General features: G+C 74.8%; 9 protein-coding genes. 5 read left to right on the forward strand and 4 right to left on the reverse strand.

The window, feature by feature from the left end; genetic code table 11:
* Window positions 1-13: 13 nt before the first annotated feature.
* Window positions 14-1,483 carry a hypothetical protein gene (locus ACZ6TD_RS11750; RefSeq protein ID WP_471353230.1) on the reverse strand — a complete coding sequence of 490 codons (1,470 nt, stop codon included), beginning with the start codon at window positions 1,481-1,483 and terminating at the stop codon, window positions 14-16.
* Between the two features lie 228 nt (window positions 1,484-1,711).
* On the opposite strand from ACZ6TD_RS11750, the gene ssgD reads away from it, so the two are divergent.
* Window positions 1,712-2,125 carry a spore wall synthesis regulator SsgD gene (ssgD, locus tag ACZ6TD_RS11755; RefSeq protein WP_138916733.1) on the forward strand — a complete coding sequence of 138 codons (414 nt, stop codon included), beginning with the start codon at window positions 1,712-1,714 and terminating at the stop codon, window positions 2,123-2,125.
* Window positions 2,126-2,215: 90 nt separating this feature from the next.
* On the opposite strand, the gene ACZ6TD_RS11760 is transcribed toward ssgD, so the two are convergent.
* Both ACZ6TD_RS11760 and ACZ6TD_RS11765 read right to left on the reverse strand, forming a co-directional pair.
* Window positions 2,216-2,896 carry a GOLPH3/VPS74 family protein gene (locus ACZ6TD_RS11760; protein ID WP_471353232.1) on the reverse strand — a complete coding sequence of 227 codons (681 nt, stop codon included), beginning with the start codon at window positions 2,894-2,896 and terminating at the stop codon, window positions 2,216-2,218.
* A 303-nt stretch (window positions 2,897-3,199) separates the two neighbouring features.
* On the reverse strand, window positions 3,200-3,880 hold the full coding sequence (locus ACZ6TD_RS11765) for a hypothetical protein (protein ID WP_471353234.1): 681 nt from the start codon (window positions 3,878-3,880) through the stop codon (window positions 3,200-3,202).
* Between the two features lie 245 nt (window positions 3,881-4,125).
* Between ACZ6TD_RS11765 and ACZ6TD_RS11770 the strand changes: the two genes are divergently transcribed.
* Window positions 4,126-5,754, forward strand: coding sequence for a helix-turn-helix domain-containing protein (locus ACZ6TD_RS11770; protein WP_471353236.1), 1,629 nt, complete (start codon window positions 4,126-4,128; stop codon window positions 5,752-5,754).
* Between the two features lie 105 nt (window positions 5,755-5,859).
* Here the strand turns inward: ACZ6TD_RS11770 and ACZ6TD_RS11775 are convergent, their stop codons facing one another.
* Entirely contained in the window at window positions 5,860-9,411 is a 3,552-nt protein-coding gene (locus ACZ6TD_RS11775) for a hypothetical protein (protein ID WP_471353238.1), read from the reverse strand.
* 298 nt (window positions 9,412-9,709) lie between these two features.
* On the opposite strand from ACZ6TD_RS11775, the gene ACZ6TD_RS11780 reads away from it, so the two are divergent.
* The 3 genes from ACZ6TD_RS11780 to ACZ6TD_RS11790 are packed head-to-tail and all read left to right on the forward strand — an operon-like array spanning window position 9,710 to window position 12,865.
* Window positions 9,710-11,179: an aldehyde dehydrogenase family protein gene (locus tag ACZ6TD_RS11780; RefSeq protein WP_471353240.1), complete on the forward strand. Its 1,470-nt coding sequence runs from the start codon at window positions 9,710-9,712 to the stop codon at window positions 11,177-11,179.
* Window positions 11,176-11,304 (forward strand): hypothetical protein, encoded by a 129-nt coding sequence (locus tag ACZ6TD_RS11785; protein WP_471353242.1) that lies wholly within the window; start codon window positions 11,176-11,178, stop codon window positions 11,302-11,304. Before ACZ6TD_RS11780 ends, ACZ6TD_RS11785 begins: the two co-directional genes overlap by 4 nt.
* Before the next feature lie 10 nt (window positions 11,305-11,314).
* Window positions 11,315-12,865 carry a GMC family oxidoreductase gene (locus ACZ6TD_RS11790; RefSeq protein WP_471353244.1) on the forward strand — a complete coding sequence of 517 codons (1,551 nt, stop codon included), beginning with the start codon at window positions 11,315-11,317 and terminating at the stop codon, window positions 12,863-12,865.
* The last annotated feature ends 29 nt before the right edge of the window (window positions 12,866-12,894 follow it).

Here is a 12,894-nt window from a genome sequence, read left to right on the forward strand (position 1 = left end):
ACCCGGGGCGAGGTCAGCGTACGCAGAGCCGGACCACGAGCGAGACGCAGTCCCGGGAGTCGCCGGAGCCGGAGCCGGAGCCGCCGGGGTCGGTCGGCTTGGCCGTGGGCCGCTGCGTCGGCTGCCCGCTCGGGGTGTCCTCCGGGTCCGACGTGCCGCCGTCCGTCGGCTTCGCGGTCGGCTTCTCGGTCGGTTCGCCGGTCGGCCGATGCGACGGGCCGCTCGACGCGGAGGACGAAGAGGGCGAAGTGGGGGAAGACGGCCGCGACGAGGGCGAATCGGGGGAACCGGACGTCGGCGCCTTCCGCGAGGGCGATACGGCACTGGACGGCACATCCGTCGGGGAATGCCCCGTGGGCACGCTCGTGGTGGACGGCCGGTTCCGGGACGCCTCCCCGGGAACGCCCGCCCGCGACCCCTCCGAGTGCCGCGAGGCCCCGGATGTGGCGGACGACTCGGAAGAAGCGGAAGAACTGGAAGAGTCAGCGGAGTCGGATGTGTCCGATATGGATGGCGTGGAGGCCGCCGCCGGCTGCTGCGCCTCCGCCGAGCCGCCGTCCGTCAGCGCCAGCCCCGTCATGACCGCCGCCCCCGCGACCAGCAGCACACCACCCGCGGCCGCCGCGACCGCCACCGGCCCCGCCTGGCGCACCTGCCCCCGGACGAGGTGGTGCATGGAGCGGCGGGAGGAGACCAGCGGCCCGTTCGAGGGCGCCGCGTGCGCACCGCCGCCGGCCGCCAGGGCAGCCACTCCGGCGGCCTCCGCGGCACCCACCGCACCGGCGGCCGCCAGTGGCGCCAGGAAGCGCGCCATGTCCCGGTCGTACAGCGCGAGCAGCGCCGGGCCGGTCAGCGCGGGCAGCCGGTCGTCGGCCGCGACCAGCAGCTCCATCCGGCCCCGGCAGTCCCGGCAGCCTTCGATGTGGACGGCGATCTGCTCGGCCTGGTGCGGGGAGTCCGCGCCCCGCACATGGTCGGGCAGCCCCTCCCAGTGCCCACCGCACGCGGCGCTCGCCGGATAGCCGGGCTGGGCGCGCAGGAACTCCTGGCGCACGCTCTCCCGGACGCGCTCCACCAGGGCCGCCGCGCCGTCCGGGCTCACCCCGGCCCGCCGTGCCACCTCCTCCGGCGGGAGCCCGTCCACCTCGGCGAGCCACAGCACCTTGACCCAGCGCTGCGGCAGCTCGTCGAGGACCTGTACGAGCGGTTCGAGGTACGACGCCTGCTGCGACGGACCCCCGTTCCCCACCCCGGCCGACAGCGCCCTTACGGCGCTCGTCAGCTCGGCCGGGACGGCGTCGGCACCGAGGGGATGCCCGGCGCGGATCCGCCGCCACACGCTGTAGTGCGCCTCGGCCACCAGGTCCCCCGCAACCCAGGGGTTGCCGGTGAGAGTTCGGGCATATCCGCACAGACGCGCATATTCGGCTTCGTAGATTCGGCTGTAGGCGGCCGTGTCGAGCGCCGCGTGACCTTCGGTCATGGTGGAACAACCCCTGGGGTGGGTGCCTCGTCATTGCCGACGTTTCTGTAACAGCTCCGCACGGCGCCCGAGACCTTGCATGGTTTGGCAAGCCTAAATGCCCTATGTCCCCTCGAAAAATCAGTCGTGACGCACGTCACGTCGAAAGCGGGTGCACTGGCCTGATCGTCCAAACGTCTTAACGGTCGTAAGGGCGACGCGCCCCGCACCGATCGCAAGGGAGCCGACGTGACCACTGTCATCGACCAAGCCGTCCAGGCACAGCTCATCGCGTCGACGCCCGAGTCACGCGCGATCCCGGCGTGCCTGCGCTACGAGCGGGACGACCCGTTCGCCGTCCGCATCTCCTTCCCTCCCTCCGCGTCCCTCGACGGCTCCGCGGTGGAGTGGACGTTCGGGCGCGAACTGCTCGCGGCCGGGCTGCGCGGCCCGGCGGGCAGCGGGGACGTGCAGATGTGGCCGAGCGGACCGCAGGGGACGGTCCTGGAGTTCCATGCCCCCGAGGGCATGGCCATGGTCCAGTTCGACACCGCCGACCTCCGCAGATTCCTCGGCCGGTCGTACGCGGTCGTCCCCGAGGGCAGCGAGGCCGGGGAGCTCGACCTGGACGAGGGGCTGGCGTCGCTGCTGAGAGACGCCTGACGTCCGTACGGAAGCCCGGGCCGGTACGGAGGCTCGGGCCCGTACGGGCGCTTTTAGCCCGCCCCTACCGGTGGCCCTACCGGTGAGGGGTCAGGTGGCGGTCACGGCCGTGGTCGACGCCAGCATCGTCGTGACGACGGCGGCGGCGAGCGCCGTCCGCACCTGCGCGATCACCTTCTCCAGCACCGGGCCCATGCCCCCGCAGCGCTCCCCCAGCTCCAGGATCCGGCGCTTGCGGACCTTGGCGTCCGTGGCCGTCACCACGGACCTCAGCTCGCCCGCCGCCGCCAGGGTGACCAACGCCGCGTCCCGTTCGGACACCTCGGCCGCCGGCTGCTCGCCGCGCAGCACGCGCACCGCGTCGTCCCGCATCCCGGCCACCTGGCCGGGCCGTTCCAGCGTGTACTCCTTGGCCGGGAACAGCCCCAGCATCCGCTTCCCCTTCGCCCGCACATATCCGGCCGCCACCATCTGGTCGCGGACCGCGTGCTCGGTCAGCCGCGGCTGATGCCCCACCCAGATCTGCCAGCTGCGCGGCCGGGATTCACCGATCAGCTCCAGCAGCCCGTCGAGTGCTTGGTCGCCGGTGGCGGCGTCGGCCACGGGGCAGGGGCTGCCGTCGGAGTCGGTGAGCATGCCCCGCTGAACGAGTTCGGTGAGGGCTGCGGCGCGGACGAGGAGGGCGGTGTGAGCACCGGCGGGTTGGCCGGTCTCGGAGTCGTAGGAGAGCAGGTAGAGCGAGGCGGCGAGGGAGAGCGATCCGTTCGGCACGGGAACCTCCGACGGTCGGGCGTCCGGTGGGGCGGCGTGCTTCGACCATATCCGCCACGCGCCCTCATGATCGACCCTCCGCCACGGGGCCCCTTCCGGGACACGGCAGCCCCCGGGACGGCGGCCCCGGGACACGCGGAGGTGGCGGCGACGCGTACCCCCGTGTGTACGCGTGGCCGCCACCGGTCCCCGCCCCCGTCGCCCCCCTCGGGCCGCATCCCCCGTCGGCCCGCTCGGGCCGTCTCCCCCGTCCCCCGTCGGCCCCGAGCCATCTCCCCCCGTCAGGCCCCCGTCAGGCCCTGCTCACGGGTGGTACAGCTTGACCACGGCAGTCGTGGTGGTGCGCTTGAAGTCGGCGAGCGGTGCCTGGTCGTAGCCGCCCATCTCGCCCCACGTCACGACGGTGACGGTCCGGCCGTCGCGGCCCACGCCGAAGAGGTGGATGCCGGGCTCCGAGTCCGGGTACGAGGTGTGGACGCCGTAGACATGGGCGCCGTCCTCGGCCGTCAGGGCGCCGTAGTCCCGCCATGAGGCGGTGCCCTCCGGGAACTGGCTCTCCCAGTCGGCGGCGCAGTTCCGGATCTTCTCCTCGGCCGCGGCGGCGAGCTTGCGGGCCGCCTCCACCGTGCCGGTCCTGACCACGATCTGGGTGGCGCCGGTGTCGTACTCGGTCCAGAAGGTGCGGTGGGTCGCCCCGGCCGACGGGAAGGTCTTCTCCACGCAGAACGGAGGGGTCTCGGGCAGGCCCTTGGTGACATCACTGGCGTACCAGTCGGAGTTCGGGTGCGGCGGGAGCTCCCTCGGCAGGAGGTGGGCGGGGGTGCGCTGGGGCACGGCCGCCTGCGCCCCCGCCCCCGTCCGGGCCTGGGCCGACGGTGCATGGGCCTGGGCCGGCCCGGTCCCGGCCACGGCCACGGCCACGATCGCGGCCGCTGCCACGACGCCGAGCGCGGCGCCGCCGAATGAGTGCGTGGGCTTGCGCATGAGGTGCTTCCTCGTCTCTTCCCGATCTCAGGGTTTCAGCATGTCGCCGTCGCACCGGGAGGTCGCGGCGGCAGGACAAGCGTGTGCGCCACCTGGCCGTGGCGGCTACGACCGGCGGGGCATTCGGGACGCTGGAACGCCTGCACGTACGCTGACTTGGGGGTATGACAACACCCTGGAACGCGCTCGTGGGACGCCCACGGAACGATTCGCGGCGCCGGGGACGATATTGGGGGGTGGTGGGCGTGGGGAACGCCGAAGAGGTTGAGGACTTCGCCGAGAGACTGCGGGCGCTGAAGGAGCGCTCGGGCCGCAGTTACGGCTCGCTGGCCACACGACTGCACGTCAGCACGTCCACGTTGCACCGCTACTGCAACGGCGACGCGGTCCCGGCGGACTACGCCCCCGTCGAGCGCTTCGCCCGGCTGTGCGGCGCCACCCCGGAGGAGTTGGTCGCCCTCCACCGCCGCTGGATCCTCGCGGACGCCGCCAAGCGCCGCGCGCGCGAGGCCGACCGCGGGGGCGTGTCGTCGGCACCGCGCCGGGGCGACGACGCCGCGCGCCCGGCCTCGGGCGACGGCAAGACCCCGGCCGACGCGTCAAGGGCCACTCCGATGCCCGACCCCCACCCGGCCGTACACCACACCTCCGCAGCGGCCGACCCCTCACCCGGCCGCCCCGGAGGCGACGCCGGCCCGGACCCGTCGGCACAGGCCCGTGGCACCGCGCACCGCGGCGCGGCCGCACACCAGGACGGCAACCCACACCAGCGCGGCGGCGCCACCGACCGGGCCGACGACACCATGACCGACGGCATGCGCGCCCAACCGCCCGCCACGCCCACGGGCGAGGTCGGATCCCCGCCCGCCAAGCGAACCCCATTGCTCGCCGTGGCGGCCGACGCCACGGACACCGCCACCGCCTCACGCGTACGGCGGCCGTGGGCGCTGCTCGCCGGGGCCGCCGCCGTTGCCGTGCTCGCCGTTACGGCGGTCGAGGTGCGGCCGCCTGGCGATGACGGCCGTAAGGACACCGCGGCCGCGCCTCCCTCCGCCGCACCGTCCTCCACCCCGCCCGCCGGGCCGACCGCCCGGGGCCATCTGGACCGTCGGAAGACGGACGGCGACAAGGCGTCCGGCGCGCCGCGCGGCGACGCCGGAAAGGGCGAACGCGGCAAGGAGCGGAGAGCCAAGGGGGACGCCTCCGGCTCCCCGACGCCCGGTGCGACCAAGGGGACGGACCACGGCGGGTCCACCCAGGTCCCGCTCACCCTCTCCACCCGTTCCCACGTCTGGGAGAACGGCTGCGGCCACCGCTATCTCATCGACCGGCTCCCGTCCCAGGTCGCCCCGCCGCCCACCGAGCAGGACGCCCCGACGTGGGCCGCCGCCCATGGCGCGGTGCATGGCGGGACCACCAATGTGGAGGTCACGGTGCAGGGCCGGGCCTCGTCGGCCGTCGTCCTGCAGGCCCTGCACGTACGGGTCGTGGGCCGCCGCACCCCGCTCGCGTGGTCCTCGTTCGCCATGGACAACGGCTGCGGGGGCTCCCTCACCCCGCGCGCCTTCTCGGTGAATCTGGACGCCGCCCGTCCGCTGGCCCGGCCCACCGACGGCAATGACGCGGGCAAGCCGATCCCCGCCGTCCACTTCCCCTACCGCGTCTCGGCCTCGGACCCGGAGGTGCTGCTGGTCAACGCCCGGACGGCGGGCTGCGACTGCGGCTGGTACCTGGAGCTGGACTGGTCGAGCGGCGGCCGCTCGGGGACGGTGCGGATCGACGACCACGGCTCGCCGTTCCGCACCAGCAGCGTCAAGGGCCGCCCCGCCTACGCCTACGACTACACCGACGGCACCTGGCACAAGAGCGACTGACCCCCGGGGCCCCGGCCAACCGCACTGCCCCCCGTTGCCCCGGCCACACCGCACTGACCCCCGGGGCCCCGGCCGCACCGCACCGTCCCCGGCCACACCGCCGTCTCACTCCACCACCGTCGTCAGCCGCAGCGCCGCGTCCCGCACATCGGCGTGCGGATGGCCGCGCAGCGTGCGCAGTCGCTCCCGCCAGAGCTCCGCCCACTCCGTACGGGCCCCGGCCACCTCGGTAAGGGCCGCGGCGAACAGCCCGGAGGCATGGCCGCCGTCCTCGTCGAGCTCCCGCGCGGCGCGCAGGAGGGCCGCGTCGGAGCCCGGCCGCGTGGCGGTGTTCAGCCGTCGGCGCAGGGCGTCGGCGGTACGGACGGCGAGCGCGGGGCGGGTGGCGTGCAGCCGGGCGAGGCGGGCGAGGGCGGCGGTCAGCGGGCCGGGGCGGGCGTCCAGGTCGAGGGCGTTCACCAGCACATGGGATGCCTCCTGGACGAACGTCTCGTAACCGGCCAGGAGTTCACCGGCGGCCCGAGCGGTGCGCCGGGTCACCCGGGGCCGCATCCGGGCCCGGGTGGCGAGCCGGTCGGCGAGGTGCTGGATGCGGCGGTGGGCGGGGCGGTCCCGGTCCGGTTCGGCGTCGGGGCCGCCGGGCCGGGCGTCGGCGGTGGCGAGCGCGGCGAGCGCCCAGGCCAGCGGGTTGTCACCGGGCGACCCGTCAGGCGCCGCGGCCATCAGGTCCAGCAGGGCGTCGGCGGCGGGCCGCCAGCTCGCCCGGTTGCCCAGGTCGGTGACGGCCGCCACCAGCACGGCCGCCGCGTCCGGCGCCCACGGCGACCAGCGCGCCAGGGCCCCGTAACCGGCCGCCGCCACCTCGGGGTCGTCGGTCTCGCAGACGGCGCGTATGAGCTGGGCGTAGCGGCCGCGGTGGGCCTCGGGGAGGTCCAGCGGGCGGGTGCGCAGCACGGCGTGGCGCAGCTCGCGCCGGCCGCTCGCGGCGGCGGTCAGCAGCTCCCAGGCGCGTGGGGTGTCGAGCAGCCCGGTGGCGAAGGCGACGCAGGCGGCCTGCACATCGGGGTGCTGGCCGGGCTGTTCGAAGGCGTCGGCGAGCAGCGCGGCGGCGTCGGCCACCGGGAGCAGGGTGGCGGCGAGCCGGACGGCCTCCTTACGGCTGGTGACCTTCGCGGGGACGGGCGGTACGGCGGTGGCGACCCCGTCCGGGGCGAGCACCCCGCGCACCAGCCGTCCCAGCCGTGACGGCTCGACGTGCCGGGACGCTCGGGTGGCCGCGTACATCGCCACCCGGGCCCGGTCGTCGCCCGCGTGGGCCAGCAGGGCGGGCAGGGCATCGCCGGGGCGGTCGGTGCGGGCGAGGGCGGCGAGCGCGGTCTCCGCCAGGACCACATCGTCGGTGTCCGTCCAGGTCCGGACGGTGGCCGCGCCGCGGCCGGGGATCGGCGCGGCGTCGGCGACGGCGGCCGCCCGCTGCCGCGGCCGCAGGGAGGTGTCGGCGGCGGCCCGGTCCAGGACGCGGGCGGCGGCGGCCTGCTGACGGGGCAGCCAGCGGCCGGTGTCCCGCCCGGTGGGCGGTGTCCAGTGGGTGCCGGGGGTCAGAAAGCGCCCGTACGGCGGGGTGTCGCCGAGGACGAGGTCGAGCAGATCGGTGCGACGGCGGGTCAGCACGGCCAGGACGGGCGGCAGCACGGCCGCCGAGGGCTCGTGCGCGAGCAGCTCGGCCACGCGGGCGTCCCGCTCGGCCGGTGGTTCCAGCCACAGCCCGATGGCGGTGCGGGCCGTCGCGTCACTGCCGAACGAGATGGCCTGCCACAGAAGTTCCTGGAGTTCGGGCAGGGTGTGGGCGCGCCGCCCGAGGGAGCGGGCGAGGGCGAAGGTCAGCTCGTGGTCGACCCGTTCGGCGCCCGCCTCCAGCCAGGGCCGCAGCGCCTCGAACACCGCCTGCTCCTGGCCGCGCCGCAGCTGGTGGTCGAGGCGGCCCAGGTCGGCGGCGCCGACGCTGCCCGCGAGCCGGGTGAGGGTGCGCAGCGCCCAGCCCAGCACCTGCCGCCGCCCGGTGACGGCGTGTTCGCGCAGCAGCGCCACGGCCAGGTGGCGCAGCGCCTGGCGGGTGGCGGAGGACGAGTCGCGGGCGGAGATCGCGTCGGCGGCGATCCGGTCCAGGTGCTCGGCGGCGTCGTCGGTGAACAGCGCGGGGTGGGTGCGGGCGAGCGCGCCGAGCGCCGCGGAGCGCACCGGGTCCTGCTCGTTGCGCAGCCGCTCCAGCAGGCGCAGCAGCTCGGTGAGGGCGTCCGGGTCGCCGGAGCGGGCGACGCACCGGATCAGCGGCGGATGGGCCAGGGCGCGGTCCTCGGCCGAGGGGCGGCGCACGGCGGCCTCCAGCTCCTGGCGCGCCTCCTCGACCGGCAGATGGGCCACCGACTCCAGCACGGTGGTCCAGGGCGCGCCGCGCTCGCGCGCCTGGGCGGCCATCCGGCGGGCCTCGGCCTGACGTCGGGGGCGCGGCAGGACCTCGAGCACGGCGGGCTCGATCACGGCGTGGGCGGCGTCGCGGCCATCGGTGGCCTGGTCGTAGAACGCGGAGCGGCGGGCGGGCGGCAGCGCGGCCAGCAGCCGCGCGAGGGCGTCGGCGTCGTACCGCAGGGCCCGGCCCAGTTCGGCGAGTTCGGGCGGGTCGGCGCGGACGAACCGGCGCAGCACGGCCCGGTCCAGCCCGCGCCGGGTGCCGCTGTGCTCGGGGGCGAGCAGCAGCCGCAGCGTACGGCTCGGCTCGGCGGCCACCAGCGCGGACAGCCGGGCCCGTACGGGGGTCGGCAGCGGGCCGTGGCCGTAGTCCTCCAGCAGCTCCAGCACCCGCTCGGGCTCGACGGGCGCGGCGAACGCGACACAGGGTGCGTAGCGGGTCCACCAGTCGGCGCGCAGCGGTGCGGACAGCGCGGCGAGCTGGCGCGCCGCCTCGTCCAGGACGGCCACCGGGTGCCGGGAGACGAGGGGCCGCCAGCCGCGGACGGCGTGGAACAGCCCGGGCAGCAGCCGCGCCACGGTCTCGGCGCCGCATCCGGGGAGCAGCCGGGCGGCCTCACCGTCGCCCCAGCGCTCCCGGAACGGCTCGATCAGCCGGTCCGCGAGCGCGGTGCGCCGCCCGGCCACGACGGTGCGCGTCAGTTCGCGCCGTACGGTGGCGGGCGCGTCCTCCAAGGCCGCCTCCAGCGCGGCGTCCGGGACCGCGCCGGGGCCGCCGCGGCGGGCGGTGTCGAGGGCGCGGTGCCGCACCACGGGGTCCGGGTCGGCGAGCCGCGCCGCGAGATGGCCAGTGCGCCCGCCGGCGGCCGCGGCCACGGCCGCCAGCCGCCGCTCGTAGGTCCCGCGCCGCTCCAACTCCTCGATCAGCGCGCCCAGCCGCCCCTCGGCGCTGGCCGCCCGCGCCCGCCCGGCCAGCTCCCGCATCCGGCGCGGAAAGGGCAGGGGATCGAGGGCGGCGAGCAGCTCGTCGGCGAGGGCGCGCCGGGGATCGGGGACGCCGTGGGCTTCGGAGCCGCCGTCGGCTTCGGAGCCGCCGTGGGCTTGGGGAGCGCCGTGGGCTTGGGGAGCGCGGGGAGGCTCGGGGCCGCGGTGGGCTTCTGGGCCACGATGGGCTTCGGACGCGTTGACCATGCCAGGGATTGTGCCGCTCACACGTGCGATCACACGTCCCGCCGGGAAATGGTTCCCGGGACACCCGTCGCCCCAACGCCTCGCGCCCGTCCGCGTCCGCTCGCGTCCCGCCACGCCCCTCACCTCCCCGCCACGCCCGCGCGCGACCCCACCGCACCCACTCGCACCCCACCGCTCCCGCGGCCTCCGTACGCCGTGCGAGGGGGACCGGCGCCACTTAGGCTCGGTGTGTGGGCCGGACGGGTGCGTCGATGGATCCACTCGGGACCGACCCTGTCGTCCGAGCCCGGAGGAAGCCATGCCGGAGCTGTTCATCGGCGGCCACTGGACGACCGCCCTCGACGGACACAGCCGCGAGATCCGCTGCCCGGCGGACGGCTCACTGGTCGCCGTGGTCGACGAGGCGGGACCGAAGGACGCCGCCGCCGCGGTGGCGGCGGCCCGGGACGCCTTCGACCGCGGATCGTGGCCCGGCACCCCGGCCGGCGACCGGGGCGGGCTGCTGCTGCGGGTGGCCGATCTGCTGGAGCGGGAGAAGCCGACGCTCGCCCGCGCCGAGTCCCTGGACACCGGGAAGCGGCTGGTCGAGAGCGAGTACGACCTCGACGACATCGCCAACTGCTTCCGTCACTTCGGCACTCTCGTCTCCTCCGGGAGCGGCGGCCGCGTGGTGGAGGTGGGCAGCCCGGAGATCGACAGCAGGGTGGTGCACGAACCGGCCGGGGTGTGTGTGCTGATCACGCCGTGGAACTATCCGCTGCTCCAGACGGCCTGGAAGGTGGCGCCCGCGCTGGCGGCCGGGAACACCTTCGTCCTCAAGCCCAGCGAGCTGACCCCGCACACCGCGATCCATCTGATGCGGCTGCTGACCGAGGCCGGGCTGCCGGGCGGCGCCGCCAATCTGATCCTCGGCTCGGGGGCCATCACGGGCGCGCCGCTGGTCACGGACGAACGCGTGGACATGGTGTCCTTCACCGGCGGAGTGGTCACCGGACGCTGGATCATGTCGGCCGTCGCGCCCACGGTGAAGAAGCTGGCCCTGGAGCTGGGCGGCAAGAACCCCAATATCGTCTTCACCGACTGCGATTTCGACACCGCGGTGGACTACGCGCTCACGGCGGTGTTCCTGCACTCCGGACAGGTGTGCTCGGCCGGTGCCCGGCTGCTGGTCCAGGAGCAGTTGCACGACGCGTTCGTCGACGAGATCGTCCATCGGGCCCGGAACATCCGGCTGGGCGGACCGTTCGACGGACACGCCCGCACCGGGCCGCTGATCTCCGCCGAGCACCGCCAGAAGATCACCGACTATGTGGCGGCGGGGATCGACGAGGGCGCCGTGCTGCGCTGCGGCGGGACCCCGCCCGACGACCCGGACCTGGCGAAGGGCTTCTACTACCTGCCGACCGTGCTGGACGACTGCACCCCGGACATGTCGGTGGTGCAGGACGAGTCCTTCGGCCCGGTGCTCACCGTGGAGCGGTTCCGGGACGAGGACGAGGCGGTGGCGCTCGCCAACGACACGGTGTACGGCCTGGCGGGCGGGGTGTGGACGCAGGACGCCGAGAAGGCGCACCGGGTGGCGTCCCGGCTGCGGGCCGGGACCGTGTGGATCAACGACTTCCATCCGTATGTCCCGCAGGCCGAGTGGGGCGGGATGAAGCAGTCCGGCATCGGCCGGGAGCTGGGCCCGTCGGGGCTGCACGAGTACCAGGAGCTCAAGCACATCTGGCGCAACACCGCACCCCGTCCACAGCGGTGGTTCGAGTGACGGCGACCGAGCCGGCCGAACCGCCCGCGATGACCGTCAACCTCGCCTGGCCCAGGGCTCAGGTCTACAACGCGCCACCGGACCGCGGCACCGGTATCCGCGCTGGGGCGCGGTCCTGTTCGTGAGGAGAGGCCCGTGGACCAGTTCGACTACGTGGTGGTCGGCGGCGGTACGGCCGGATCGGTGGTCGCCTCCCGGCTGTCCGAGGACCCCTCGGTGAGCGTCTGCCTGCTGGAGGCGGGCCCGTCGGACCTCGGGGACGACAACGTGCTGCGGCTGAACCGCTGGATGGGGCTGCTGGGCTCCGGCTACGACTGGGACTATCCGGTGCAGCCGCAGGAGAAGGGCAACAGCTTCCTGCGCCACGCCCGCGCCAAGGTGCTCGGCGGCTGCTCCTCGCACAACTCCTGCATCGCCTTCTGGGCCCCCGCCGAGGACCTCGACGAATGGGCGGCCATGGGCCTGGACGGCTGGTCGGCCGCCGACTGCTTCCCGCTCTTCCAGCGCCTGGAGGACAACGACGCGCCCGGCGACCACCACGGCCGCGGCGGCCCGGTCCGGATCCGCACCGTGCCGCCCGAGGACCCGTGCGGCAGGGCGGTGCTGGCGGCCTGCGAGGAGGTGGGCATCCCCGTCACCCCGTTCAACACCGGGATGACGGTGGTGCACGGAGCCCACTGGTTCCAGATCAACGCCCGCGAGGACGGCACCCGCTGCTCCGCCTCGGTGGCCTATCTCCACCCCGTCATGGACTCCCGGCCCCATCTGGAGGTGCGCACCGGCCTGCGGGCCAGACGGCTGGTCCTGGACGAGGACCGGCGCTGTACCGGGGTGGACTACCTCTCCCCCGATCTGATCCACACCCTGAGGGTGCACGCCCGGCGCGAGGTCATCGTCTCCTGCGGCGCCATCGACACCCCGAAGCTGCTGATGCTCTCCGGGATCGGCCCCGCCGCACATCTGCGGGAGACGGGGGTGGAGGTGGTCGTGGACTCCCCCGGGGTCGGTGGCAACCTCCAGGACCACCCCGAGGGCGTCATCATGTGGAACGCCGAGCAACCCATGATCAAGAGCTCCACCCAGTGGTGGGAGATCGGCATCTTCACCGCCACCGAGCCCGAGCTGGACCGCCCGGACCTGATGTTCCACTACGGTGCGACGCCCTTCGACATGAACACCTACCGCCAGGGCTACCCCACCTCGGAGAACGCCTTCTGCCTCACCCCGAACGTCACCCGCGCCCGCTCCCGGGGCACCGTACGGCTGGCCAGCCGCGACTTCCGTGACAAGCCGCGCGTCGATCCCCGTTACTTCACCGACTCCTACGACATGGACATCATGACCCGCGGTCTGCTGCTGGCGCGCAAGATCGCCGCCCGTCCCGCGCTGGCCATGTGGGCGGGCGCCGAACTCGCCCCCGGGCCCGATGTGAACAGCGGCGACGAGCTGGCCGGCTACATCCGCGCGACCCACAACACCGTCTACCACCCGGCGTGCACGGTGCGGATGGGCGCGCCCGACGACCCGGACGCCCCGCTGGATCCGGCGCTGAGGGTCAAGGGGGTGACGGGGCTGCGGGTGGCGGACGGCTCGGCGATGCCGTATCTCATCGCCGTCGATCCGTGCATCACGACGATGATGATCGGCGAGAAGTGCGCGGACATGATCAAGCGCCGCCACCCCTGAGGGGTGGGACTCGAACTGGAGAATTCCTC

It is taken from the genome of Streptomyces yongxingensis (genome assembly GCF_055597465.1).

Excerpts from the sequence above, each read along its gene's own strand:
- ACZ6TD_RS11750 (WP_471353230.1), bottom strand. The coding sequence starts at position 1,483 with ATGACCGAAGGTCACGCGGCGCTCGACACGGCCGCCTACAGCCGAATC.
- ACZ6TD_RS11765 (WP_471353234.1), bottom strand. The coding sequence starts at position 3,880 with ATGCGCAAGCCCACGCACTCATTCGGCGGCGCCGCGCTCGGCGTCGTG.
- ACZ6TD_RS11775 (WP_471353238.1), bottom strand. The coding sequence starts at position 9,411 with ATGGTCAACGCGTCCGAAGCCCATCGTGGCCCAGAAGCCCACCGCGGC.
- ACZ6TD_RS11780 (WP_471353240.1), top strand. The coding sequence starts at position 9,710 with ATGCCGGAGCTGTTCATCGGCGGCCACTGGACGACCGCCCTCGACGGA.